Raw genomic sequence first — 25,545 nt, forward strand, 5'->3', positions numbered from 1 at the left:
ACGACCGGGTTCTATAGACGGCCCGCCCGCTGCGGACCGTCTTCACGCACGGCAGAAGGGGCCGCTCCGGCGGCCGATCCCGACCAGCGCATGACCGCAGCAGCCGCCTTCTTCTATCTGTTCGCGAGCATCACGGTCGCGTCGGGCTTCATGGTGATCGCCTCGCGCAATCCCGTGGCCTCCGTGCTGTTCCTGATCCTCGCCTTCGTGAACGCCGCCGGGCTCTTCGTCCTGATGGGCGCCGAGTTCCTCGCGATGATCCTGGTGGTCGTCTACGTGGGCGCGGTGGCGGTCCTGTTCCTGTTCGTGGTGATGATGCTCGACGTGGACTTCGCCGAGCTGCGCCAGGGCTTCCAGCAATACCTGCCGGTGGGTGCGCTGATCGGCGCGATCTTTCTGGTCGAGCTGCTGCTCGTGGTCGGCTCCTGGAGCATCGATCCGGGCCTCGTCCAGGCGCCGCTCGGCAACGTCGCCTCCGCCGAGAACCTCACCAACGCTCAGGCGCTGGGGCGGGTGATCTACACGGATTACGCCTACTTCTTCCAGCTCGCCGGCCTGATCCTGTTGGTCGCCATGATCGGCGCGATCGTGCTCACGCTGCGCGACCGGCCGGGCGTCAAGCGCCAGAACATCGCGGTCCAGAACGCCCGCACCCAGGCCATGGCGGTCGAGACCCGCAAGGTCCCGTCTCGCCAGGGTGTCGAGGTCTGATGCGAGATCTGATGAAAGCCGGGAGACTCGAACGATGATCGGCCTGAGCCACTACCTCACCGTCGCGGCAATCCTGTTCACGCTCGGCGTGCTCGGCATCTTCATCAACCGCAAGAACATCATCGTCATCTTGATGTCGATCGAGTTGATCCTGCTCTCGGTCAATATCAACCTCGTCGCCTTCTCGACGCAGCTGAATGACATCACCGGACAGGTCTTCGCCCTGTTCGTGCTGACGGTCGCGGCCGCCGAATCGGCGATCGGCCTCGCCATCCTGGTGGTGTTCTTCCGCAACCGCGGCTCGATCGCGGTGGAGGACGTGAGCATGATGAAGGGCTAAGGGCCTCCTTCCCCGCCGCCCCGACTCACATCCGGACGCCGCCGCCTCGCGGCCGGCCCGGAGGACGGACTGCAAGAGAGCGATGTATCACGCGATCGTCTTCTTCCCGCTCATCGGCTTCCTGATCGCCGGCCTGTTCGGCCGGTACATCGGGGCGCGGGCCTGCGAGTACATCACCACGGCGTTCCTCGCCTTCACGGCGCTGATCGCCTGGGGCGTCTTCCTCGACGGCGGCCACGCCGAGCGGGTGCAGGTTGCGTCCTGGTTCTCGGCCGGCGACCTTCAGGTCGACTGGGCCTTCAAGGTCGATACCCTGACCCGGGTGATGCTCGTGGTGGTGACCACGGTCTCGACCCTCGTGCACCTCTACTCGGTCGGCTACATGCACGAGGATCCGCACCGCCCGAGGTTCTTCGCCTACCTGTCGCTGTTCACCTTCGCCATGCTGATGCTGGTGACGGCCGACAACCTTGTGCAGATGTTCTTCGGCTGGGAGGGCGTGGGCCTCGCCTCCTACCTGCTGATCGGTTTCTGGTACGAGAAGCCCTCGGCCAACGCCGCCGCCATGAAGGCGTTCATCGTCAACCGCGTCGGCGATTTCGGCTTCTCGCTTGGTATCTTCCTGGTCTTCGTGCTGACTGGCTCGGTGGCGTTCGACGCGATCTTCGGCAAGGTCGACGCGATCAAGACGCTAAGCTTCCATTTCCTCGGCTATGACTGGAACGCCCTGACGCTCGCCTGCCTCCTGCTGTTCATGGGCGCCATGGGCAAGTCGGCGCAGTTCCTGCTGCACACATGGCTGCCGGACGCTATGGAGGGCCCGACCCCAGTCTCGGCGCTGATCCACGCCGCCACCATGGTGACCGCCGGCGTGTTCATGGTTGCGCGCCTGTCGCCGCTGTTCGAGGAGGCGCCGAACGCGCTGGTCGTCGTCACGGTGATTGGCGGCATCACGGCGTTCTTCGCAGCCACGATCGGCCTCGTACAGAACGACATCAAGCGGGTGATCGCGTACTCGACCTGCTCGCAGCTGGGATACATGTTCGTGGCGCTTGGCGTCGGCGCCTATTCGGCCGCAGTGTTCCACCTGTTCACCCACGCCTTCTTCAAGGCACTCCTGTTCCTCGGGGCCGGCTCGGTCATCCACGCGATGCACCATGAGCAGGACATGCGGAACATGGGTGGCCTGCGCCGCTACATCCCCTACACGGGCGCCATGATGGCGATCGGCTCCCTCGCGCTGATCGGCTTCCCCTACACGGCCGGCTACTACTCGAAGGACGCGATCATTGAGGCGGCCTACGCCTCAACCCGCCCGGGTCACACGCTGGCTTTCCTGTGCGTGGTGGTGGCGGCGTTCTTCACCTCGTTCTACTCCTGGCGCCTGTTCTTCATGACCTTCGAAGGGCCGGCCCGCTGGGGTGCCCACGCGGCGCATGACCACCACGATGCCCCCGCGGTTGCGCATTCCGCCATGGCGCACGAGGCGGATGGGGCCCCGGGCCATACCGAGGGCGCCGCCCACGACGATCACGGCCACGACATCGAGCCGGCGCACCAGAGCGACCTCGTCGCCGATGACCATCACGGGCACCATGGCGATCACACGCCCCACGAGAGCCCGCTGGTGATGACCCTGCCGTTGGCGATCCTCGCCTTCGGTGCACTGTTCGCCGGGCTCATCTTCCACAACCGCTTCATCGGCGAGGGAATGGATGCATTCTGGGGCCATGCCCTGGCGCATGGGCCGAACAACCACATCATGCACGAGATCCACGAGGTCCCGGCCTTGGTCTCCTATTCGCCGCTGATCATGCTGATCCTCGGCTTCGTCCTGGCCTACTGGATGTATATCCGCCGGCCGGAACTGCCGGGTGCGCTCGCCGCGCAGCAGCCGTCGCTGTACCGGTTCCTGCTCAACAAGTGGTACTTCGACGAGATCTACGACCGAATCTTCGTCCGCCCGGCCAAGGATTTCGGCCTGTTCCTGTGGAAGCAGGGCGACGGCAGGATCATCGATGGGCTCGGTCCCAACGGCATCGCGGCGCGCGTCGTGGACGTGACCCGCGGGGTGGTCCGCCTCCAGACCGGCTACCTCTATCACTACGCCTTCGTGATGCTCATCGGCGTCGCCGGCCTGATCAGCTGGTACCTGATGTCCGGCCTGCCCAAGGGGGCTCACTGACATGCTCGGCCTCGGCATCCTCTCCGGCCTGCTGATCGTGCCACTCTGCGGCGCGGCCTTCATCCTGACGCTGAACGGCGACGAGGCATCGGTCGCGCGCAACACCCGCTGGGCTGCGCTCGCCACCACGATCGTCACCTTCCTGCTCTCGCTGGTCGCCTGGAACCGCTACGACACCGCCTCGTCGAGCTTCCAGCTGGTGGAAAGCCATGCGTGGCTCACCGAGACGATCCGTTTCAAGCTCGGCGTCGACGGCTTCTCGATGCCGCTGATCCTGCTGACCACCTTCCTGATGCCGTTCTGCATCGGCGCCTCGTGGAACTCGATCAACGTCCGCGTGAAGGAATACTTCGTCGCCTTCCTCGTCCTCGAGACGACGATGATCGGCGTGTTCGCCTCCCTCGATCTGCTGCTGTTCTACCTGTTCTTCGAGGCCGGCCTGATTCCGATGTTCCTGATCATCGGGATCTGGGGCGGCGCGCGCCGGGTCTACGCGAGCTTCAAGTTCTTCCTCTACACCCTGCTGGGCTCGGTGCTGATGCTGCTCGCCGTGATGGCGATGTACTGGCAGGCCGGCACCACCGACATCCCGACCCTGCTGCAATACCGCTTCCCGGTGGAGATGCAGACCTGGCTGTGGCTGGCTTTCTTCGCCTCCTTCGCGGTGAAGATGCCGATGTGGCCGGTCCACACTTGGCTGCCCGACGCTCACGTCGAGGCGCCCACCGCCGGCTCGGTGATCCTGGCCGGCATCCTCCTGAAGATGGGCGGCTACGGCTTCATCCGGATCTCGCTGCCGATGCTGCCGGTGGCGAGCCAGGATTTTGCGCCGCTGGTCTTCGCCCTCTCGGTGATCGCGATCATCTTCACCTCGCTCACCGCGATGATGCAGACCGACATCAAGAAGCTGATCGCCTACTCGTCGGTGGCCCATATGGGTTTCGTGACCCTCGGCCTGTTTACCCTGAACGAGCAGGGCATCCAGGGCGCGCTGTTCCTGATGATCTCCCACGGCATTGTGGCGAGCGCGCTGTTCCTCTGCGTCGGCGTGGTCTACGACCGGATGCACACCCGCGAGATTGCCGCCTATGGCGGCCTCGTGAAGCGGATGCCGCTCTACGCGGTGGCCATGATGGTGTTCACCATGGCCAATGTCGGCCTGCCCGGCACCTCCGGCTTCGTCGGCGAGTTCCTGTCGATGCTGGGCGCCTTCAAGGCGAACCCGAACGTCGCGTTCTTCTCGACCTTCGGCATCATCCTGTCGGCGGGCTACGCGCTCTGGCTCTACGCGCGGGTGATCTACGGCAAGCTGGACAAGCCCAACCTCCAGGGCATCCTGGATCTCGATACCCGCGAAAAGATCATCCTGGCGCCGCTGGTGGTGCTGACGATCTATTACGGCGTGCACCCGGCTCCCGTGCTCGACGTGTTCGCGCCCTCGACCGACGCGCTGATGACCAGCATGAAGGCCGCCCTGTCCAACACCCAGACCGCGGCCGCCGCGCTGCCGGTCCCGCACTGAGACGGACCTGATGACCACCGTCCACTCCGTCCTGCCCTCGCTGGCGCCGCTTCTTCCCGAGCTGATCCTCGGCATCGGCGTTCTGCTCCTGATCCTCTACGGCGCGTGGCGCGGCGACCGCTCCGCCGAGGCCGTGAGCGTCGGCGCCCTGGTGCTGCTCCTCGTCGCCCTCTCGGTGGTGATCTCCCAGCCGGTGAACGGACGGATAACGACCCTGTCGGGGGCGTTCGTCTCGGATTCCTTCTCCAAGGTGATGAAGTCGCTGGTGCTGCTCGGCTCCTCGGCGACGATCCTGCTGGCGCACGACTTCTTCAAGCGCGAGCGCATCGACCGGTTCGAGTTCCCGGTGCTGATCGTACTCTGCACCATCGGCATGATGGTGATGGTCTCGGCCAACGACCTGATCGCGCTCTATCTCGGTCTGGAGCTGCAATCGCTCGCCGCCTACGTGATCGCCGCCTTCCACCGGGACGACATCAAATCCACCGAGGCCGGCCTCAAGTACTTCGTCCTTGGCGCGCTCTCCTCCGGCATGCTGCTCTACGGCGCCTCGCTGGTCTACGGCTTCACCGGCACGGTCTCGTTCCCCGGCATCGTCTCGGCGCTGAACGAGAATGCGGGCTTGGGCATCGTGCTCGGCATCGTGTTCCTGGCTGCGGGCGTGTGCTTCAAGATGTCGGCGGTTCCGTTCCACATGTGGACGCCCGACGTCTACGAGGGCTCGCCCACTCCGGTGACCGCCTTCTTTGCCACCGCGCCGAAGATGGCGGCGGTCTCGATGACCGTGCGGGTCTTCATCGGCGCCATGCCGGACGTGACGGCGATCTGGCAGCAGATCTTCATCTTCGTCGCTGTGGCGTCGATGGCGCTCGGCTCCTTCGCGGCGATCGGCCAGAGCTCGATCAAGCGCCTGATGGCCTACTCGTCGATCGCCAATGTAGGCTACGCGCTGATCGGGCTGGCCTGCGGCTCGGAGGAGGGGATCAGCGGGCTCGTCACCTACATGATCATCTACCTCGCAATGACGCTCGGCACTTTCGCGATCATCCTGTCGCTCCGGCGTCGGGACGTGATGTTCGAGAAGATCGAGGATCTGTCGGGCCTGTCGCGCACGCATCCGTGGCTGGCCTTCTGCCTCGCCGCGATGATGTTCTCGCTGGCCGGCATCCCGCCGCTCGCTGGGTTCTTCGCGAAGTTCTACGTCTTCGCCGCCGCCATCAAGGCCGGCCTCGTGACGCTGGCGGTGATCGGCGTGGTGACCAGCGTGGTCGGCGCCTACTACTACCTGCGGCTGGTCAAGATCATGTATTTCGACGAGCCGAAGGAGCCCTACGAGGCGATGGCCCCGGGCCTGCGCGTGGTGCTCGCCTTGTCGAGCGTGGTGGTGGTGCTGTTCTTCCTGCTACCAGGGCCGCTTGTCGGTGCCGCGGGGCGGGCCGCCAAGTCGCTGTTCTAGGACGGCCTTGCCCTATCGACTCGGACCCAAGGCGCGCAGCCAGGGCCACCGCCTGCACGTCCACGAGACCCTCGGCTCCACCAACACGGAGGCGATGGCGCAGGCGCGCGCCGGCGAGACCGGGCCGCTCTGGGTCGCGACGCATCGCCAGGAGGCGGGGCGAGGCCGCCGGGGCAACAGCTGGGCGTCCCTGCCGGGCAACCTCGCGGCGAGCGTGCTCTGGCCGGTGGCCGGGGTCGCGCCTGAGCACCTCGCCGAGTTGGGCTTCGTGGCGGGCCTCGCGCTGATTGAGGCACTGGAGGCGGCCTGCGGCACCCTGCCGGATACCGCTTCCGGCATCGCCGCCCGATCTCTGGAGCTAAAATGGCCGAATGACGTGCTGCTAGGCGGAGCGAAGCTGGCCGGCCTCTTGCTGGAGGCGGAGACGCTGCCGGGTGGCCGGCGGGCCGTCGTGGTCGGCTTCGGCGTCAACGTCGCGGCGGCCCCGGACGGGTTGCCGGCAACAAGCTTGGCGGCGACGGGTTACGCCGGCGGCGCGGAGGCGCTACTGGAACACCTCTCGGACCGGATGGCCGCGCGCGCGCGGGCCTGGGACCGGGGACGGAATTTCGCTGCCCTGCGCGCCGATTGGCTGGCGCGGGCCGCCGGTCTCGGATCGGAGATCGCGGTGCACAGCGGCGGACACATCCTGCAGGGCGTGTTCGAGACGATCGACGAGGGGGGGCGGCTCGTGATCCTCGCCCCCGATGGGAACCGGCATACCGTGACGGCGGGCGAGGTGCATTTCGGAACGGCCGCGACGGCGGCCTGAGTTTGGACGACGATACAGATGGCAATGGGACAGGAGGAGCTGGTCTTCCTGCCGCTCGGCGGCGTGGGCGAGATCGGAATGAATGCGGCGCTCTACGGCTTCGGGCCGGAGAAGGGCCGGAAATGGATCATGGTCGATTGCGGCATGGGCTTCGCCGGCGAGGAGAACATGCCGGGCGTCGACCTGATGTTCCCAGACCTCTCGTTCATCGAGGAACGGCGCAAGGACCTGCTCGGGATCTTCATCACTCACGCGCACGAGGACCATATCGGGGCGATCTCCGAGCTGTGGTCGCGCGTCAAGGCGCCGGTCTACGCGACGCGCTTCGCCAAGAACCTGCTGGAGACCCGCCGCCTCTCGGATCCGGGTGCCCCGAAGGTCGACCTGCGCGAGGTCAAGCCTGGCCGGCGCATCACCGTCGGGCCGTTCGAGCTCGAATACGTCCCGGTCTCGCACTCAATCCCGGAGTCGAACGCCATCGCGATCCGTACGGCGGCGGGTCTCGTGGTCCATACCGGTGATTGGAAGATCGATCCGACGCCGGTGGCCGGTGAGATCACCTCGCCGGAGGCCTTCACGGCGCTCGGCGACGAGGGCATCCTGGCGCTGGTCTGCGACTCCACCAACGTGGTCCGCGAGGGCTTTTCCCCGAGCGAGCGCGAGGTCGCCGCAACCCTCAAGAGCCTGATCGCCGAGGCGCCCCACCGGGTCGCGGTAACCACCTTCGCATCGAACGTCGCCCGCATCCGTGCCGTCGCCGAGGCGGCTGTGGCCTGTGGCCGCGAGATCGTGGCGGTCGGCCGGGCCATGGACCGGGTGATCGATGTCGCGCGCGAGTGCGGCTATCTCGACGGCCTGCCCGAGTTCCGCCGCGCCGATTCCTGGAAGAGCCTGCCCCGCGAGCGGGTCGTGGCCCTGCTCACCGGCTCCCAGGGCGAGCCGCGGGCGGCCTTGGCCCGGGTCTCCCGCCGCGACCATCCGGATATCAGCCTCGCCGCAGGCGATCAGGTGATCTTTTCATCGCGCGCCATCCCCGGCAACGAGCGCGATGTCGGGTCGATCATCAACGACCTGATCGAGCAGGGCGTCGAGGTGATCACCGACCGCAGCGCCCTCGTCCACGTCTCGGGCCACCCCCGCCGGGACGAGATGGTCGAGATGTACAAGTGGACCCGCCCCGGCACCGCGATCCCGGTCCACGGCGAGGCACTTCACCTCGACGAGCATGCCCGCTTTGCCCGCGCGCAGGGCGTGCAGAACGTCGTCAAGGCCCGCAACGGCAGCCTGATCCGCCTCAGCCCTGGCACGCCCGCGGTGATCGACCACGTGAAGGTCGGCCGCCTGTTCAAGGACGGCGACGTCCTGATCGACGAGAAGGACCGGGCGATCCCCGAGCGGCGCAAGCTGATGCAGGCGGGCCTTGTCTCGGTGGCGATCGCCATCGACGAGGACGGCGTCGTGCTCGGCGAGCCGGCGGTCGACATCATCGGCCTGCCGAACCGCGGACGCTCCGGCGACCCACTGATCGAGACCATCGTGGATGCGGTCTCGCGCAGCTTGGCGGGCCTGTCGCGGGGCAAGCTCAAGGACTCGGAGGGCGTCGAGAAGGCGGTCGACCGGGCCGTGCGCACCGCGGTCAACGAGGTCTGGGGCAAGAAGCCGGCCTGCCACGTGCAGGTTGTGGAAGTTTGAGACTGGCTGCTGATCTCAAGTCGTCATAGTCTGTAGCGACTTGCGCCGGCTGATCTTGCTGATTGGCTGCCGGGCGAGGCTCAAGTCCCCTCTCCCGTGCGGGAGAGGGTGCATGTCGCCCCCACACGGTGGCTGAGCCCTGCCAACGAATGAACAATGCTTCCGGATAGGGAGCGAGCACGCCGGGGAGGATACAACCATGATCGGCCGTCTCAACCATGTGGCCATCGCCGTGCGGGATCTCGACGCCGCCTGTGCGATCTACCGCAATACGCTCGGCGCCACGGTCACGCCGCCTCTGCCGCAGCCGGAGCACGGGGTCACCGTCGTGTTCGTGGAGTTGCCCAACAGCAAGGTCGAGTTGATGGCCCCGCTCGGCGAGAATTCGCCGATCGCGTCCTTCGTGGACCGCAATCCCGGCGGCGGCGTCCACCATGTCTGCTACGAGGTCGACGACATCCTGGCGGCCCGCGACACGCTGAAGGCGCAGGGCGCCCGCGTGCTCGGCACTGGTGAGCCGCGGATCGGCGCCCATGGTAAGCCGGTCCTGTTCCTCCACCCGAAGGACTTTTTGGGCACCCTGGTCGAGCTGGAACAGGTGTGAACCGATGATGTCCGCCCTAGCCCGCTCGACGCCGATCACACTCGGCGTGATCACGGTGCTGGTCGCCGCCTTCGTGGCGGCGGGGGTTGGTCTGTTCAAGCTGACCGTGGGGGGCGCGATCGCCCTCTACTTCGTGGTGTGGTGGACGCTGCTCTTCGCGGTCCTGCCGCTGCGCAACCAGCCGGAGACGCGGCCGACCCATGTGGTACCGGGGCAGGATCCCGGTGCGCCCGCACGCCCGCGGCTGCGCGAGAAGGCGATCTGGACAACGCTGGTGGCCGGGGCGGCCTTCCTGCTCGCGCTGGCGATCTTCCCGCTGACCGGGCTTTAGCGCGGTCTCAGAACAGGGTGCCGGAAGACGGCCCCACCAGATGGGCGAAGGCCAGGGCCGCCGCGGAGACCTCGGCAGCCGACGGATAAGTCCGATCCGCCTCGGCGATCGTCTGGGTCGGCTTCGCTACGGAGATCCTCAGCCCAGAGGGTGTTGGCCCAGCGGATTTCTAAGTGCATGGCGGGCTCACCCGGGCCGATCCAGGCCAAGCTTGCCGTGCGAAACAACCGTGACGGGTTGAGGGCTTGCCGACGCCGCGCATAAATCCGGCGGCACCGCCCGTTCTCCGCGCAATCATCGCTGCTCACAACGGCCACCCCGCCGCGAGCCCGGAGCGCGCATAAAAAAAGCAAGGCCCGAGGCCTTGCTTTCAAGCTTAAGATGGCTCGGCCTTGAATATCCTCCGCATTGCTTGCGGGGCGGCCGTTTTTCCTCCCGAGACTCGGACCTTGCGCCGCCTCTTCCGGGCATCGCAAACATCGCCGGTCGCTTATAGGAACAACAATTCGTGTTGTCACCGGGTCTGCGAGAAAAAACTGCGCTTTCTTGCCGGCAAATAGGCAGACCGCTCTCCCATCGGGCATTGCCGCTCCGCAGAGAGGCCCGTGCCACGGCTTCGCCGCGATTACGCCGCGTCGTGGTCGCGCAGTGCTTGTAATTTGCGGCTCCCACGTGTTGTGTGCCGACGCGCCGCGGCTCCTCCCGGCCGGCCCCCTTTCCAAGACTTTGGCGACATGCGTCTCTCCCGCTACTTCATGCCAACCTTGCGCGAGACGCCCAAGGAAGCCGAGATCGTCTCGCACCGGCTGATGCTGCGTGCCGGCCTGGTCCGCCAGGAATCGGCCGGCATCTACGCGTGGTTGCCGCTCGGCCTGCGGGTTCTGGAGCGCGTCTGCGCGGTGGTCCGTCGGGAGCAGGATCGCGCCGGCGCCATCGAAATCCTGATGCCGACGGTGCAATCGGCCGAGCTGTGGCGGGAATCCGGCCGCTATGACGCCTACGGCAAGGAGATGCTGCGCCTGAAGGACCGACACGATCGCGAGATGCTCTACGGCCCCACCGCCGAGGAGATGGTCACCGAGATTTTCCGGGCGAGCGTGCGCTCCTACAAGGACCTGCCCAAGAACCTCTACCAGATTTCGTGGAAGTTCCGCGACGAGGTGCGGCCGCGCTTCGGCACGATGCGCTCGCGCGAGTTCCTGATGAAGGACGCCTATTCGTTCGATTTCGATCAGGCGGGTGCCCGCCATGCCTACAACCGCATGTTCGTGGCGTACCTGCGCACCTTCGCGGGCCTCGGCCTGAAGGCGATCCCGATGCGCGCCGATACAGGACCGATCGGCGGCGACCTGTCCCACGAGTTCATCATCCTGGCCAAGACCGGCGAGAGCGAGGTCTTCTGCGACAAAGCCTATCTCGATTTCGACATCCCGCCGGAAACCGTCGATTTCGAGGATATCGCCGGCCTCCAGGGCATCGTCGATGCCTGGACCTCGCACTACGCCGCCACCGAGGAGATGCACGAGAAGGAGGCCTTCGCCGAGGTGGCCGAGGAGAGCCAGCTGGCGGCCCGCGGCATCGAAGTCGGACACATCTTCTATTTCGGCACCAAGTATTCCGAGCCGATGGGCGCCAAGGTCGCCGGGCCGGACGGGATCGAGCGCCCTGTCCATATGGGCTCCTATGGCATCGGCCCGAGCCGGCTGGTGGCGGCGATCATCGAGGCGAGCCACGACGAGGCCGGGATCATCTGGCCGGACTCGGTCGCGCCGTTCGACGTGGCGCTGATCAACCTCAAGACCGGCGATGCCGCCACCGACGGCGCCTGCGCGCAGATCCAGTCGGATCTGGAGAATGCCGGCCTGTCGGTGCTCTATGATGATCGCGACGAGCGGCCCGGCGCCAAGTTCGCCACCGCCGACCTGATCGGCCTGCCCTGGCAGGTGATCGTCGGCCCGAAAAGCCTGGCCGAGGGCAAGGTCGAGCTCAAGCGGCGCGCCGGGGGTGAGCGCGAGAGCCTCGCCATCGTCGATCTGCTGGCACGCATTCGGCGCGTCTGAGCCGTGCCGATGGCGGCATCAGCGGCGCTGGACCGGGTAAAAGGCTTCGCGGCTGCGTTCCGCCAGGGCACGGGCACGGCACCCTTCGCGCCCTTCGAGTGGATCCTCGCCGGCCGGTATCTGCGCGCCCGCCGCCGGGGCGGCGGCGTCTCGGTGGTGGCGTTCTTCTCGGTGCTGGGTATCGCGCTGGGCGTCGCCACGCTGATCATCGTGCTTTCGGTGATGAACGGGTTTCGCGCGGAGCTGCTGTCCAAGATCGTCGGCATCAACGGCCACCTGTTCGCGACGCCGATCGACCGGCCGTTCAACGACTGGACCGACCTGTCGGAGCGCCTCTCCAAGGTCGCGGGCGTGCGTGCCGCGGTGCCGCTGGTCGAGGGGCAGGCCTTCGCCTCGTCGCAGTATGGCGGCTCCGGCGTCATCATCCGCGGCGTGCGGGCGGCCGATCTCGACGCGCTCGCGGCGGTCTCGGCCTCGATCCGCGGTGGCACCCTGGAGGGGTTCGACGACGGCACCGGCGTGCTGATCGGTCGGCGGCTTGCCGACACGCTCGGGTTGCAGGCCGGGGATACGATCACGCTGGTGACGCCGAAGGGCTCTTCGACACCGTTCGGCACGGCACCGCGAACCAAGAGCTACACCGTCAAGGCGGTGTTCGAGGTCGGGATGACCGAGTTCGACCAGACCTTCGTGTTCATGCCGCTGACCGAGGCCCAGGCGTTCTTCAACAAGGACGGCGACGTCAGCATGATCGAGATCTACGTCGACGAACCCGACCATGTCGGCGACATGCGCGAGCCCCTGGAGATGGCGGCCGAGCGCCCGATCCTGCTGACCGACTGGCGCCAGCGCAACCGGACCTTCTTCGGGGCGCTCGAGGTCGAGCGCAACGTGATGTTCCTGATCCTCAGCCTGATCGTGGTGGTGGCGACGCTCAATATCGTCTCCGGTCTGATCCTGCTGGTGCGCGACAAGTCGAGCGACATCGCGATCCTGCGCACGATGGGGGCGACGCCGGGCACGATCATGCGGGTCTTCCTGATCAACGGCGCGTTGATCGGCATCGTCGGGACACTCGGCGGGCTGGCACTCGGCGTCCTGATCACGCTGAACATCAAGCCGATTCAGCACGTGCTGTTTCCGGGCGCCTGGGATCCGACCGTGCGCTTCCTCGCCGAGATTCCGGCCCAGATGAACCCGAAGGAGATCACCGCCGTGGTGATCACCGCGCTGCTGCTGTCGCTCGCGGCGACGCTCTATCCCTCTTGGCGCGCCGCCCGGCTCGATCCGGTGCAGGCCCTCCGCTACGGCTGACGGGCGGTACCCCATGAGCGATACGAGCCAGCCCGCCGGCGATCCGCCGGTGCCGGCCCTGTTCTTTTCCCGCGTCGAGCGGCGCTATCCCCAGGCCGAGGGCGCCCTGGAGATCCTGCGCGGGGCCGACCTCGCGATCTGGCCGGGCGAGTTGGTCGCGCTGGTGGCGCCGTCCGGCGCCGGCAAGTCGACGCTCCTGCACCTCGCCGGGCTCCTGGAGCGGCCGGACGGGGGCGAGGTCTATATCGGCGGCCATCCCACGGCCGCCATGGTGGATGCCGAGCGCACCCGCCTGCGGCGCGAGGAGATGGGCTTCGTCTACCAGTTCCACCACCTGCTGCCCGAGTTCTCGGCGCTGGAGAACGTGGTAATGCCGCAGCTCATCCGCGGCCTGAAGAGCGCCGAGGCGAAGGCCCGCGCCACGGAACTGCTCAGCTTCCTCGGCCTCAAGGACCGGCTGCCGCACCGCCCGGCTGAATTGTCGGGGGGCGAGCAGCAGCGCGTCGCCATCGCCCGTGCGGTCGCCAACGGCCCACGGCTGCTGCTTGCCGACGAGCCGACCGGCAACCTCGATCCCGGCACGGCCGGCCACGTCTTCTCGGTGCTGATGGCTTTGGTCCGCGCCTCGGGCCTCGCCGCCCTGGTGGCGACCCACAATCTGGACCTCGCCGCCCGCATGGACCGCCGGGTAACGATCCGCGACGGGCTGATCACGCCGCTCGACTGAGCCGGATTGCCCGGACTACCCAGGCGCTTTCGCGCGCAATCCCTTTGACCTCTGTACGCCCCACATTGCCGGATCCGGCCGGGGGCATCTCACTCCTCGTATGGAAGGGGAGGGGTCGCGTTCGGCCGGATCGGCGGCTGTTCCGGAGCGCCGCGAGCGCCCGTGCCGTCAGCGCCGGCGCGCGGAAATGCCCGTGTCTTTTAATCCATCGCGTCGCGTGCGGCGCGTCACGTCCTGAAGAGCATTCGGCCACTATATTGCAATCACGCAAGCATAACTGCGAAAGACGACCCAGAGCCACTTCACTTCATCAGGGAAATGTCCATGAAGAATCGCTTTGCCGCCGCCTGCACCGCTTTTGTCCTGGCCGCTGCGCCGCTGTCCTCCGCGTTGGCCGCCCCCGAGGCCCGCTGGACCGGCTTCAACACCCACGCGCCCGAGACCACCGGCGCGCTCGGCCTCGGCGTCCACGACGCCCCGTTCTACGAAGGCTGCCCGATGAGTTCGGCCGCCGAGGGCAACGCCGACCAGCAGACCCGGCCGATCAAGCAGTACGGCCAGACCACCGGCGGCTACCGCTGCTGATCCGACGCCGCCACGGATGAAGCTCAAACCCCTCTCCTACGTCATGATCGGCGCCTTCGTGAGCGGCATCCTCATGACCCTGGTCGGCTCGGCAGGCGTGCTGCTGGGCCTGTGATCCCGGGATGACGCCCCGGAGCCGGCGGCTGCTCCCCGAAGCGGCGGCCGGCTTTGGGTCTGTTGAAACGTGGCTTCGGTGCTTGGGCGGTCGCAGGTTTTTCATCGCAAAGCCGGCGGCCACTCCGTGGAGACCGCGTTCAAGATCCATGCCCGCCAGCCAGCGCCTCGATCTGGTCGCAGGCGTCGGCGATCGCGTTGCGCCCCCCCGCCATCCGCGCCCGGGCGGCCGCCGTGGCGCGCGCGACCGTGGGATCGGCGAGCAATCGTCTCAGGACCCGCGCCGCGCGGGCAGGCCGGAACGCGCGACGGTTGAGCGTCGCGCCGAGGTTCCTGTCCTTGAGCCGCCGGCCCTCGTCGAAATGGTCGAAGGCCACCGGGACCACGAGTTGCGGGATGCCCGCGGCCAACGCCTGCGCCACCGTCCCGACGCCGCCGTGATGGACCAGGGCGGCGCTGCGCGGCAGCAGCGTGCTCAACGGCGCGTAGGCCAGGTGAATGAGCCCCGCCGGCAGGGGCTTCGGGATCTGCCCGCCCTGAGGCGCGAGCAGGACGCCGCGCCGGCCCATGCGCCGGCAGACCTGCACAGCGGTGTCGAAGAAGGGCGCACCCTGGCGCATGGCCGAGCCGTAGGTGAAGACGACCGGTGGCTCGCCCGCCGCCAGGAAAGCGTCGAGCTCCGGCGGCATGGCGGGCACGTCGCCGAACCGGTCGACCAGCGGGAAGCCGAGTTGCACCGCTTGGGCCGGCCAGTCGGGCTGCGGCGCGGCATACCAGTCGGGGAACATCAGGAGCATGCGCGACGGGCTGTTCCACCAGTGCCGCAGCCGGTTGACCGGATCGAGGCCGAGGCGCGCGCGCAGCGCATTCAGCGGCGGCAGCGTGAACGGGCCGACCGCGACGGCATCGACGCCGAGATTGACGTAGGCCCGCAACGACGCCGGCAGGATACGCGGCAGCGGCAGGCCGGGCAGCCGGGGCGGGTCGAAGCGGCTCTCGATCAGGAACGGCATCACGTGCAGCGTGGCGGTCGGAAGTGCGTAGAGATCCTGAGCGAGCCGCGCGCCCCAGCCGAGGGGCGAGGCGACCACCCGCAGGTCGACTCCACGCGCCCGGGTTGCCCCGAGCCACAGGCAGGTGGCCTCCGCGACCTGCAGGGCGAAGTCGAACATGGGCCGGAAGCCCTGCTGCGGGTGCCAGAGTTCCGGTTGGCGGATCACCGCCTCGTAATCCGCCACCGTGCCGAGCGGTTCGAAGGCGAGACCGGCCCGGCGGGCCATCGCCTCGAACGGAGCCGGCGCCGCCAGCGAGACGCCATGGCCGCGCTTGGTCAGCTCGTACCCCAGGGCGATAAACGGCAGCACGTCGCCGTGAGTGCCGACGGCCACGAGGGCGACGTCGCATCGCTCGGGCGTCTGGTGCGCGGTAATGGCGTGCTCCTTCGAACCCCCGTTCAGATGACGAGCATGTTCTCGGCGCGGGGCATGCCAGCCTGCCCGATCCGCATCAAGACACTTTTTACCATAACTATAGGCGCTAGCAGACGTGTTACTCGGAGGCCTTTTATTCGGAACAAAACATGAACATACTCAGCCAGAAACACGGAGGCGCGACGATGCTGAAGCGGTTGGTCCTGACCGGAATGCTGGAGTTCATGGCCTTCGGAACGCTATTCGCGGCGGTGGGCGCCTGGGCGATAGCCTTGGCACCGGTGCGTTAGCCCACGGCTGCGATTTCCTGTCCGGTTCCGGTCGCGGGCAGGTTATGCACAGGCGATCCGCCCTTTGGTGCCGATTGTCCACAGGGGAGGCCCGAACTGGTGCTTCCGGGGCACGACCGGTGGATATCGTCCGGCGCCGGCTCCGGTTCCGTCGACTTAGAAAGGCCGAGCGGGGATGCTGTGCGTCCCCGGAACAAGGTCGGTCATGCCACGACAGCTCAAGGAGGTCGGATTCGTCCACCTCCACGTCCACTCGTCGTACTCCCTGCTCGAAGGCGCGCTGAAGGTCGGCGCCGTGATCAAGGCTGCGGTCGCCGACCGGCAGCCGGCGCTGGCGCTCACCGACACCAACAACCTGTTCGGGGCTCTCGAATTCTCCGAGAAGGCGGCGGGCGATGGTGTGCAGCCGATCGCCGGCGTGCAACTCTCGGTCGCCTTCGAAGCGGCGGATCCGCATCAGCGGAACGCACCGACGAGCCACGGCGTCGTGCTGCTCGCCCAGGACGAGACCGGCTACGCCAACCTGCTGCGGCTTGCGAGCCATGCCTATTTCGATACGGCGCTCGGTGAATCGCCCCGCCTGGATGCCACGGCCCTTGTCGGCGGCTCGGACGGGCTGATCGCGCTCACCGGTGGTCCCTCCGGCCCCCTCGACACAGCCTTCCGGGCCGGACGGCCCGAACTGGCGCTCGCCCGCCTGAAACGCCTCAAGGAGGCGTTCGGGGAGGATCGGCTCTATGTCGAACTTCAGCGTCACGGCCAGCCCGAGGAGGGACGGATCGAGACCGCCCTCCTCGACCTCGCCGGCCGCCACGGCCTCGGGATCGTTGCGACGAACGAGCCCTACTTCGCCAAGCCCGACGATTACGACGCCCACGACGCGCTGCTCGCCATTGCCGAGGGCCGCATCGTCTCGGACGACCGCCGCCGTCGGGTGACGCCGAGCCACGCCTTCAAGACCCGGGCCGAGATGGGCGAGCTGTTCCGCGACCTGCCGGACGCGCTCCAGGCCAGCGTCGAGATCGCCATGCGCTGCGCCGTCCGGGCACGGACCCGCAAGCCGATCCTGCCGAACTTCTCGAAGGTCGCGGCGGGTGAGACACCGCCGATGGCGGAGGCGCTCGCGGAGGCGGCTGAGACGGGCGTGCAGACGGTCGCGGCCGACGAGCCGACCGAGCTGCGCCGGCAGGCCGAGGCCGGGCTGGAATTGCGCCTGAAGCAGCACGGCACCGCGCCGGGCTTCTCGGAGGACGATTACCGCAAGCGCCTCGCCTTCGAGCTCGACGTCATCGTCTCGATGAAGTTCCCGGGCTACTTCCTGATCGTCTCGGACTTCATCAAGTGGGCCAAGGACCACGACATCCCGGTTGGTCCGGGCCGCGGTTCCGGTGCCGGCTCGCTGGTCGCGTGGTCGCTGCTGATCACCGACCTCGACCCGCTGCGCTTCGGCCTGCTGTTCGAGCGCTTCCTGAACCCCGAGCGCGTCTCGATGCCGGATTTCGACATCGACTTCTGCGTCGAGGGCCGCGAGCGGGTGATCAAGTACGTGCAGCAGCGCTACGGCGAGCAGCAGGTCGGGCAGATCATCACCTTCGGCACATTGCTCGCCCGCGGTGTGCTGCGCGATGTCGGCCGCGTGCTGGAGATGCCCTACGGGCAGGTCGACAAACTGACCAAGCTCGTGCCGCAGAACCCGGCCAACCCCGTGACGCTGGCCCAGGCGATCGAGGGCGAGCCCAAGCTCCAGCAGGCCATGGAGGAGGAGCCGGTTGTCGGCCGGCTGATCGACATCTCCAAGAAGCTGGAGGGTCTGCACCGTCACGCCTCGACCCACGCGGCCGGCGTGGTGATCGGCGATCGACCGCTGGAGGAGTTGGTCCCGCTCTACCGCGATCCGAAGACCGGCATGCGGGTGACCCAGTTCAACATGAAATGGGTCGAGCAGGCCGGCTTGGTGAAGTTCGACTTCTTGGGCCTGAAAACCCTCACCATGCTGCGGTGCTGCACCGATCTGCTGAAGAAGCGCGGCATCGACATCGATCTGGCCGCCTTGCCGCTTGACGACGAAAAAACCTACGGGCCGATGGGCCGGGGCGAGACGGTCGGCGTGTTCCAGGTGGAATCGGCCGGCATGCGCAAGGCGCTGTGCGAGATGCAGGCCGACCGGCTGGAGGACATCATCGCCCTGGTGGCGCTCTACCGGCCGGGCCCGATGGCCAACATCCTGGTCTATTGCGAGCGCAAGCTCGGCCGCGATGCCGGCAACGAGGCGTCCTGGTACCCGGATCCCAAGCTGGAGCCGATGCTGAAGGAGACTTTTGGCATCATCGTCTACCAGGAACAGGTGATGGAGATCGCCAAGGTTCTCGCCGGCTACTCACTGGGCGAGGCCGACATGCTCCGGCGCGCGATGGGTAAAAAAATCCGCGCCGAGATGGACGCGCAGCGCGACCGGTTCCTGAAGGGCTGCACCGAACGCGGGCTGAACAAAGCCAAGGCCAACGAGATCTTCGACCTGCTCGCCAAGTTCGCCGATTACGGCTTCAACAAGAGCCACGCGGCGGCCTACGCGCTGCTGACCTACCAGACCGCCTACCTGAAGGCGAACCATCCGGTCGAGTTCCTGGCCGCCGCCATGACCCTCGACATCGACAACACCGACAAGCTCGCCGAATTCCGTCAGGACGCGCAGCGGCTGAAGATCGTGGTCGAGCCGCCCTCGATCAACACCTCGGGCGAGGTGTTCGAGGTGCGCGACGGCCGGATCTACTATGCGCTCGCCGCCATCAAGGGCGTCGGCCGCGAGGCGGTGCGGGCGCTGGTGGAGGCGCGCGGCGACCGGCCGTTCAAGGACCTCGCCTGCTTGGCCCGCCGGTTGAACCCGCGGATGATCAACAAGCGCACCCTGGAGAGCCTCGTCCAGGCCGGCGCGCTCGACTGCATCGAGCCCGACCGGGCGCGCGCCTTCGCGGCGGTCGAGCCGATGATGAAGCTCGCCGCCAGCGCGGTGGAGGCCGAGACCGCCGGCGTCACCGACATGTTCGGCGGCGTGGTGGCGGACGATGTCTCCCTGCGCATCCCGCCCCACGAGATCTGGCCCATGGCCGATACGTTGAAGCGCGAATACGCGGCGATCGGGTTCTTCATCTCGGGCCATCCGCTCGACGAGTATGGCGACCTGCTCGACAAGCTGCGGGTGCAGAGCTGGACGGATTTCTGCCGCGCCGTGCGGGCCGGAACCTCAAGCGTCGGCCGGGTGGCGGCCTCGGTGCTCGACCGGGCGGAGCGGCGGACCAAGACCGGCAACAAGATGGGCATCGTCACCCTGTCGGACCGGACCGCGCATTTCGAGGCGATCATCTTCTCCGAGGGACTCGGCCAGTACCGCGACATCCTGGAGCCGGGACGGCCGCTGGTGCTTCAGCTCCAGGCGAATCTCGAGGGCGAGGACGTGCGCGCCCGGATCCTCACCGCCGAACCGCTCGATCAAGCGGTGGCCCGCCACCAGAAGGGGATCCGCATCCATCTGAGCGATCCGCGCGGGGTCGCCCCCGTGCAGCAGCGGCTATCGATGCGCGGCGAGAGCGAGGTCTCGCTGATCCTCAAACTCGACGGCGGCGAGCGCGAGGTGGAGATCCGGCTGCCCGGTAAATTCCAGGCGAGCCCGGCGCTGGCCGGCCAGCTCCGGACCGTGCCGGGGGTGGTGCAGGTGGAGGTGAGTTGAGGGGCTGCCTAAACCGGGCGGTACCCGTCAAAGGTACTGCCTTTGTGGGACAACCCCTATCCCGGGCGCATGGAGCGTCAGCGGAATGCGACCCAGGATCCAGCGCGAGACGTTGCGAAGCGTCCAGCTGGATCAAGTCGTGCCGCCAGCGCGGCGCTTCACATGCTGGATTTCGGATCACCGTTCACTGCGTTTCAGGTGTCCGGGAAAGGGCGCGGTTCATAAGACAGAGAGCACCGAGCCGTTGGCTGCCCGCACAACCGCCCGCGTCCCCACCGGCACCCGAGCGTTCAGATCGATGATGTCCTGGTTCAGGAAGCGCACGTAGAGGCAGAGCGCCCGCGGCTCGCGGACCCCACCCGGCACGCCGCAGCCCCCGGGTTCGGATGCCCGACGGTCAGGCGCGTGCCCAGTCCGGCAGCCACGCGCCGTGGGCTTCCGTCAGCTGGTCGACGAGGCTCCAGATCTGGTCGAGGTCGAGATCGGCCGCCGTGTGGGGGTCCATCATCGCGGCGTGATAGATGTGCTGGCGGTTTTCCGTCATCAGCGCCGTCACGGTCAGTTCTTGCACGTTGATGTTGGTGCGGATCAGTGCCGTGAGCTGGAGCGGGAGCGCCCCGACATGGGTCGGCTGGATGCCGTTGGCATCCACGAGGCAGGGCACCTCGACCGCGCAGGCATCGGGCAGCGAGGTGATGCAGCCGTTGTTGCGCAGGTTGCCGTAGATCACCGCAGGCTCGCCGGTCCAGACCGCGTTCATGATCGACGAGGCGTATTCGTGGCTCGGCTTCACCACGATCGTGCCGTCGCCGGTAAGGTCCTTCGCGTGCTCCTTCCACTGGGCGATCTGCTCGATGCAGCGCTTCGGGTACTCGTCGAGCGGGATGCCGTATTTTTCGATCAGGTCCTCGCGCCCCTGCTTGATGAACCACGGCGTGTATTCGGCGAAATGCTCCGAGCTCTCGGTGACGAAGTAGCCGAGCCGCGCGAACATCTCGTAGCGCACCGTATTCGGGCAGCGGGGATTCCAGCTCGACGGTTTCGGGATACGACCGGCGCGGTAGCCTTCGAGAAGATCGGGATACAGGTCGCGGAAGGAGCCGTCCGGTAGCCGGCGCTCGAATTTCAGGTAGAACGCCATGTGGTTGATCCCCGCCGTGCGGTAGCGCAATTCGGCGACGGGAATGTCGAGGTCGCGCGCCAGTTCCTCGGCGGTGTGCTGCACCGAGTGGCACAGGCCGACCTGCCGGATCTGCGGGAATTTTTCCGCGATCGCCCAGGTGTTGATCGCCATCGGGTTGACGTACTGAAGAAGGATGGCCTTGGGGCAGACCTCCAGCATGTCGGCACAGATAGCCCAGAGCTGCGGCACCGTGCGCAGGCCCCGCATGATGCCGCCGACACCGAGCGTATCGGCGATGGTCTGGCGCAGGCCGAACCGCTTCGGGATCTCGAAGTCGGTGACCGTGCTGGGCTCGTAGCCGCCGATCTGGAACGCCACCACGATGAAATCCGCCCCGACCAGCGAGGCGCGCCGGTCACCATAGGTCTCGATCGTGGCGCGGGCGTTGAGGGCGCGCACCAGCTTACCGGCGACGATCGCGCTCTCCGCGAGGCGTTCGGTATCGATGTCCATCAGGGCGATGATGGCGTCCTTGAAGGCCGGGCGATGCAGCACATCGCCGATGATGTTCTTCATGAAGACGGTCGAGCCGGCTCCGATGAACGTGATTCTGGGGCGGCGCATGGGAGTCGTTCAGGCCTCGGTCGGAGGAGGGAAGGGGATAGGTGCCTCCGGCTGGCCGGCGATGCCCACCGCGCGCAGCCAGACGGTGCGCGTGACGCCGGCCAAACGCCGGGAGTTCACGTCCACCAGAAGCAGCAGGGCGTCATGGTCGAGGCCGATGGTGTTCGGCGCCCGCATCATGGTCCTGCCGGTCGGACCGATCGCGCCCGCGCTGAGCCTGGGCAGGCGGTGGAACAGCGGGGAGCCCAGAAGAGCGGAGACGACGACGGACAGGCCGATGAAAGCCTCCCTCTGCCGCCGCTGCATCAGCGAAACGGATCGCGTCGTCCCCACCATGCCAACCACCCCCCAGAGGTTCGCATTGACACGTGCCAGCTCGCGCCAAAGCGCTAGCTAACACGTGTTATTAATGTCTCGTCATGAGAATTTTGCGTTGTCAACGGGCTGTCCGAGACCTAGGTCGCGTACCGGCCGAACTGAAGGTTTCGCGGCGGGCCGATCGCGAGCCACGGCCTCCCCGGGCAGATCAGCGGAGGCGACGGATGCCGACGAAACGCGTGACCAGCCACGATGTGGCGCGCCGGGCCGGTGTCTCGCGGGCGACCGTTTCCCTCGTTCTCAACCGGTCTGAGAGCATCGTCATCGCGAAGGAGACGCGGGAGCGGGTGCTGCAGGCGGTGGACGAACTCGGCTACAAGCCGAACTCGGCCGCGCGCATGTTGGTCAGCGGCCAGAGCGAGACGATCGGCCTGATCGTCTCCGATCCCTCCATCCTCTTGGTGGATCAGTTCGTCACCCAGGTACTCTACGGGGTCGACAAGGCCAATCGGCAGCTCGGGCTGCATGTACTCGTGGCGGGGCTGGAGAGCGGCGGCCCGGGAAGCACCTACGACGATCTGGTGGAGTCCCGGCGGATCGACGGCCTGATCGTGCTCAATCCAAGAGCGGGGGATACGGCGCTCGTCTCATTGATCGAGAAGGACTTTCCGCTCGTCCTCGTCGGTTCCGTCCGTCACCCGGGTGAAGTGTCGGTGACCTTCGCGACACGCCCCGTGCTGATGAAGGCGGTCGATCACGTGGTCAGCCTCGGCCACCGACGCGTCGGCGCCATCACCTTCTCACCGCGCAGTTTCATCGCCACCGAAGCGCGCCTCGCTGCGCTTGAGGCCGGCCTGCACGCCCATGGGCTGGCGCTGGACGCGGACGCGATCGAGGTCGGGGATTTCAGTTCGGAAAGCGGTCACCGCGCCGGCCTCGCGCTCCTGAACCGACGTCCGGACGTCACCGCGATCTTCGCCGGCAACGACACGATCGCGATCGGCGTGCTCAGCGCGGCGCATGCCCTCGGCCGCACTGTGCCCCAGGATCTATCCTTGGTGGGCTTCGACGACCTGCCCTTCGCCCCCTGGCTGACGCCCGCACTCACGACCATCCGCACAGATGGCGTGCACCAGGGTCAGATCGCGACGCAGATGCTGTTCGAACGGCTGAACGGCCGCAGCCCGGCTATCCCGCGGGTCCGTCTGGAGCCGGATTTCATCATCCGCGCCTCGACGGGGTCCGCCAAGCCCTGATCACCGCTGGCGGGCTCGGGCGGGTCGGATGGCCGTCCTACACGGCGCGGTGGTATCAGAACGGCGCCGCGAGGCACCCGCCGAGGGCACCCTGCAGCGCGGCGGCCTCGCTCTCCGACGGCGCGAAGGTCGCGGTCAGGGCCGGGTCGCCGGAACGCGGGCTCGCCTGGGTCCATGTCAGCTTGGCCCTGGGTTGCGTAAGCGCCAGCGCGATTCCGCGCAGCGGATCCTCGCCGCGGCGGGCCCCGGTCACCGTCAGGGTAAAGCCCGCATCCGCACCGGTCGCCGCGCCCTGGGCCGGCATGCGCACAGAGCGCACGCTGCCGGCGCCGGAAACCAGGATTCCGGTAAGCGGCGTCTCGCCGCCGGAGCCTTCGAGCCCGCCGAAATCGAAGCGCGGCGCCAGCTCGGCGAAGCGCGGCACGGTCAGCGCAGCCGACAGGCCGGTACCGCCTGGATCGCAGGCGACGTGCAGGGTCACCGACCTCTGGTCCGTTCCCAGGTCGGCGGCACCGGTGAGGTCCGCGCTGCCTCCCGGTGGCCGGCTGACGCCGTTCAGCAGGGGCGTCCGCCCGGTGAGGATGTCGGACAACCGCTCGCCGCGGCGCAACGGTCCTGCGAGGAGGGCCACGGCCGCGATGATCACGATCGCCAAGCCCACGCCGATCCGAAGCCGCATCCTGTCCTCGCCTGTGGAGATCTCGGGCCGGCGGCATAGCGCATCGCCCCCGAAACCGGAACCCGGCCGTCCCGCTAGGGTCTTGATCCGCATCGCGTTTCGCCGGTTGATCGACGCAACCTCTTGGCTCGTGGCATCTGACGATCGAACTCCCGCGGCAACGCTCTATTCACCATCATCGCGCGAACTGCGCGGCATCGGCACCCGCGTGCGTTGCAGCAACTCCGTAAAAACCGATCGATCCTATGCACTGGTGTTCAAGCTTGAGCGTCGCCAATGCGTACGAAAATCCTGCTCGTCCTGACCCTGTTGGTCTACGTCACCACCGGCCGCGCCCCCGGCATCCGGGAGCCGCGCAACCCGGATGCGGAGCACGCGGGCGGTCGTGTCGCCCTCGTGATGAAGCGCGCCTGGGCCTGAGCCTCACGCCGCCGGGACGCCGGCCCTGAGCCGCGCAGCCACCAGGGCCTGCAGGCTCCAGAGGTGCCGGTCGCGGATGCCGAGCCGTTCGCAGGCTTCCACGGTCCGGAACAGATACTCGGCGCTCGGCCCCTTATGGCCGCATGCAACCGCGATCTTTTCGGCGATCTCGGGATCCGACAGGCGGCCGGCGTAACGGTCGCTGGCGCGGTTCGCCAGGAACGTCAGGGCCGAGACGGTCCCCGCCTCGGTGGCGACCGGCAGCCAGCGGGCGACGTAGCCCCGACCGCGCATCTCCCGACGCCACACCGGCGTCAGCGCCTCGCGGATCTCCGAATCGGGCAGGCGGAACGCGACGCCCCGGCACAGGCCGCCGCGGTCGAGCGCCAGGACGAAGCCCGGCCGCTCCGGCGTCCCGCGGAAGCGCCGCTGGAGCAGGCAGAAGCGGCGGTGGAAGCCGCGGACCGTCCCGATCCGGCGCTCGGCCACCGGGAATTCCGGATTCCACATCAGCGAGCCGTAGGCGAACACCCAGACCGCGCTGCCCGCACGGCCGTCGACGATCGCGTCCAGGCCCGGCCCCAGCTCAGCGTCCGACAGCACCGCGAGGGCGTCCGGGTCGTCGGGCACAGGGACGGAATGGGCGCGGGCGATCAGGTCGAGGCTGAGATCGAGGGTTCGGGCATTCTGAAACGGCATCACCCTCAACGCAGCGGCCTCAGCGCTTGTTGCCCAAGGCGTCGAGTTCGGGGAAGGGGCGAGTGCGGTGCCCGGTGCAGACCTCGTCGTCGTCGAGCACCGTGAGCCGGTCGTCCGCGTAGCGCAACACCACCTTCGGCTTCTCGGGCTTGCCGAAGGTCCGGCCGTACATGTGACCCGACACGCAATAGATCACCCGGCTCCCATCCTCGATCGGCCCGGCGATCCGGCTGCCCTCGAACCGCACCGGCAGCAGCGACACCGAACCGAATTCGACCTGCTTCAGCGCCAGCGTGGCGATCCGCTGGAGCAGGGCCGGGGAGGGGGCCGCGTCGGCCGCCGGCTTCGACGTCCGCGGTGCGGCCTGCGCACCGACGGCGACGAGGGACAGGAGAGCGACGAGGGCGGCGCGGGGCAGCATTCCGCTTGGCTACACCGCCAAGGCTGCCCGGGGCTGGACCGGGCGCAGGATGCCGGAACATCCTATATGAGGGCTTCCACTGGATCGCGCCCGCCGCGAGCCGCCCCCT

At 67.6% G+C, this 25,545-nt stretch carries 23 protein-coding genes; 16 read left to right on the plus strand and 7 right to left on the minus strand.

Going from position 1 to position 25,545, the window contains the following annotated elements; translation table 11 throughout:
• Nucleotides 1-90: 90 nt before the first annotated feature.
• From OXS27_RS08390 to OXS27_RS08450, 13 genes are all read left to right on the plus strand, one after another.
• Entirely contained in the window at nucleotides 91-711 is a 621-nt protein-coding gene (locus OXS27_RS08390) for an NADH-quinone oxidoreductase subunit J (RefSeq protein ID WP_161393010.1), read from the plus strand.
• Nucleotides 712-745: 34 nt separating this feature from the next.
• Nucleotides 746-1,051: an NADH-quinone oxidoreductase subunit NuoK gene (gene nuoK, locus OXS27_RS08395; protein ID WP_043351891.1), complete on the plus strand. Its 306-nt coding sequence runs from the start codon at nucleotides 746-748 to the stop codon at nucleotides 1,049-1,051.
• Nucleotides 1,052-1,133: 82 nt separating this feature from the next.
• Complete coding sequence (gene nuoL / locus OXS27_RS08400) at nucleotides 1,134-3,236, plus strand: NADH-quinone oxidoreductase subunit L (protein WP_267355457.1); 2,103 nt, start codon at nucleotides 1,134-1,136, stop codon at nucleotides 3,234-3,236.
• Nucleotide 3,237: 1 nt separating this feature from the next.
• Entirely contained in the window at nucleotides 3,238-4,758 is a 1,521-nt protein-coding gene (locus OXS27_RS08405; protein ID WP_267355458.1) for an NADH-quinone oxidoreductase subunit M, read from the plus strand.
• 10 nt (nucleotides 4,759-4,768) lie between these two features.
• Nucleotides 4,769-6,214 carry an NADH-quinone oxidoreductase subunit NuoN gene (gene nuoN / locus OXS27_RS08410; RefSeq protein WP_243918871.1) on the plus strand — a complete coding sequence of 482 codons (1,446 nt, stop codon included), beginning with the start codon at nucleotides 4,769-4,771 and terminating at the stop codon, nucleotides 6,212-6,214.
• A 7-nt stretch (nucleotides 6,215-6,221) separates the two neighbouring features.
• Complete coding sequence (locus OXS27_RS08415; protein ID WP_267355459.1) at nucleotides 6,222-7,025, plus strand: biotin--[acetyl-CoA-carboxylase] ligase; 804 nt, start codon at nucleotides 6,222-6,224, stop codon at nucleotides 7,023-7,025.
• 18 nt (nucleotides 7,026-7,043) lie between these two features.
• Nucleotides 7,044-8,717, plus strand: coding sequence for a ribonuclease J (locus tag OXS27_RS08420; RefSeq protein WP_267355460.1), 1,674 nt, complete (start codon nucleotides 7,044-7,046; stop codon nucleotides 8,715-8,717).
• A 199-nt stretch (nucleotides 8,718-8,916) separates the two neighbouring features.
• Nucleotides 8,917-9,321: a methylmalonyl-CoA epimerase gene (mce, locus tag OXS27_RS08425; protein ID WP_243918853.1), complete on the plus strand. Its 405-nt coding sequence runs from the start codon at nucleotides 8,917-8,919 to the stop codon at nucleotides 9,319-9,321.
• A gap of 4 nt (nucleotides 9,322-9,325) precedes the next feature.
• Nucleotides 9,326-9,652 (plus strand): DUF1467 family protein, encoded by a 327-nt coding sequence (locus tag OXS27_RS08430; RefSeq protein ID WP_243918851.1) that lies wholly within the window; start codon nucleotides 9,326-9,328, stop codon nucleotides 9,650-9,652.
• A 734-nt stretch (nucleotides 9,653-10,386) separates the two neighbouring features.
• On the plus strand, nucleotides 10,387-11,712 hold the full coding sequence (proS, locus tag OXS27_RS08435) for a proline--tRNA ligase (RefSeq protein ID WP_243918848.1): 1,326 nt from the start codon (nucleotides 10,387-10,389) through the stop codon (nucleotides 11,710-11,712).
• Nucleotides 11,713-11,721: 9 nt separating this feature from the next.
• Nucleotides 11,722-13,026 carry a lipoprotein-releasing ABC transporter permease subunit gene (locus OXS27_RS08440; protein ID WP_243918841.1) on the plus strand — a complete coding sequence of 435 codons (1,305 nt, stop codon included), beginning with the start codon at nucleotides 11,722-11,724 and terminating at the stop codon, nucleotides 13,024-13,026.
• A 13-nt stretch (nucleotides 13,027-13,039) separates the two neighbouring features.
• Complete coding sequence (locus tag OXS27_RS08445; protein ID WP_267355461.1) at nucleotides 13,040-13,753, plus strand: ABC transporter ATP-binding protein; 714 nt, start codon at nucleotides 13,040-13,042, stop codon at nucleotides 13,751-13,753.
• Between the two features lie 324 nt (nucleotides 13,754-14,077).
• Nucleotides 14,078-14,338 (plus strand): hypothetical protein, encoded by a 261-nt coding sequence (locus OXS27_RS08450; RefSeq protein WP_243918831.1) that lies wholly within the window; start codon nucleotides 14,078-14,080, stop codon nucleotides 14,336-14,338.
• Nucleotides 14,339-14,592: 254 nt separating this feature from the next.
• Here OXS27_RS08450 and OXS27_RS08455 read toward each other — a convergent pair whose 3' ends face one another.
• On the minus strand, nucleotides 14,593-15,840 hold the full coding sequence (locus OXS27_RS08455; protein WP_243918829.1) for a nucleotide disphospho-sugar-binding domain-containing protein: 1,248 nt from the start codon (nucleotides 15,838-15,840) through the stop codon (nucleotides 14,593-14,595).
• A gap of 537 nt (nucleotides 15,841-16,377) precedes the next feature.
• On the opposite strand from OXS27_RS08455, the gene dnaE reads away from it, so the two are divergent.
• Nucleotides 16,378-19,896, plus strand: a complete 3,519-nt coding sequence (dnaE, locus tag OXS27_RS08460; protein ID WP_267355462.1) for a DNA polymerase III subunit alpha — start codon at nucleotides 16,378-16,380, stop codon at nucleotides 19,894-19,896.
• A gap of 219 nt (nucleotides 19,897-20,115) precedes the next feature.
• Here the strand turns inward: dnaE and OXS27_RS08465 are convergent, their stop codons facing one another.
• The 3 genes from OXS27_RS08465 to OXS27_RS08475 are packed head-to-tail and all read right to left on the minus strand — an operon-like array spanning nucleotide 20,116 to nucleotide 21,979.
• Nucleotides 20,116-20,262, minus strand: a complete 147-nt coding sequence (locus OXS27_RS08465) for a hypothetical protein (RefSeq protein ID WP_243918824.1) — start codon at nucleotides 20,260-20,262, stop codon at nucleotides 20,116-20,118.
• Nucleotides 20,263-20,293: 31 nt separating this feature from the next.
• A complete protein-coding gene (locus OXS27_RS08470; protein WP_267355463.1) occupies nucleotides 20,294-21,643 on the minus strand; it encodes an alpha-glucosidase/alpha-galactosidase in 1,350 nt (449 codons plus the stop codon).
• Between the two features lie 9 nt (nucleotides 21,644-21,652).
• Complete coding sequence (locus OXS27_RS08475; protein WP_267355464.1) at nucleotides 21,653-21,979, minus strand: hypothetical protein; 327 nt, start codon at nucleotides 21,977-21,979, stop codon at nucleotides 21,653-21,655.
• A 206-nt stretch (nucleotides 21,980-22,185) separates the two neighbouring features.
• Between OXS27_RS08475 and OXS27_RS08480 the strand changes: the two genes are divergently transcribed.
• Nucleotides 22,186-23,217: a LacI family DNA-binding transcriptional regulator gene (locus tag OXS27_RS08480; protein ID WP_267355465.1), complete on the plus strand. Its 1,032-nt coding sequence runs from the start codon at nucleotides 22,186-22,188 to the stop codon at nucleotides 23,215-23,217.
• A gap of 55 nt (nucleotides 23,218-23,272) precedes the next feature.
• Here OXS27_RS08480 and OXS27_RS08485 read toward each other — a convergent pair whose 3' ends face one another.
• A complete protein-coding gene (locus OXS27_RS08485; protein ID WP_267355466.1) occupies nucleotides 23,273-23,896 on the minus strand; it encodes a hypothetical protein in 624 nt (207 codons plus the stop codon).
• Nucleotides 23,897-24,172: 276 nt separating this feature from the next.
• Here OXS27_RS08485 and OXS27_RS08490 point away from each other — a divergent pair, with 276 nt between their 5' ends.
• A complete protein-coding gene (locus OXS27_RS08490; RefSeq protein ID WP_243918813.1) occupies nucleotides 24,173-24,316 on the plus strand; it encodes a hypothetical protein in 144 nt (47 codons plus the stop codon).
• Between the two features lie 3 nt (nucleotides 24,317-24,319).
• Here the strand turns inward: OXS27_RS08490 and OXS27_RS08495 are convergent, their stop codons facing one another.
• Both OXS27_RS08495 and OXS27_RS08500 read right to left on the minus strand, forming a co-directional pair.
• Entirely contained in the window at nucleotides 24,320-25,015 is a 696-nt protein-coding gene (locus OXS27_RS08495; RefSeq protein ID WP_267355467.1) for a gamma-glutamylcyclotransferase, read from the minus strand.
• A 19-nt stretch (nucleotides 25,016-25,034) separates the two neighbouring features.
• A complete protein-coding gene (locus OXS27_RS08500) occupies nucleotides 25,035-25,436 on the minus strand; it encodes a hypothetical protein (RefSeq protein ID WP_243918809.1) in 402 nt (133 codons plus the stop codon).
• Nucleotides 25,437-25,545: the final 109 nt, after the last annotated feature.

Origin of the sequence: Methylobacterium sp. GC_Met_3 (assembly GCF_026540775.1) — a bacterium.
Lineage (GTDB): Bacteria > Pseudomonadota > Alphaproteobacteria > Rhizobiales > Beijerinckiaceae > Methylobacterium.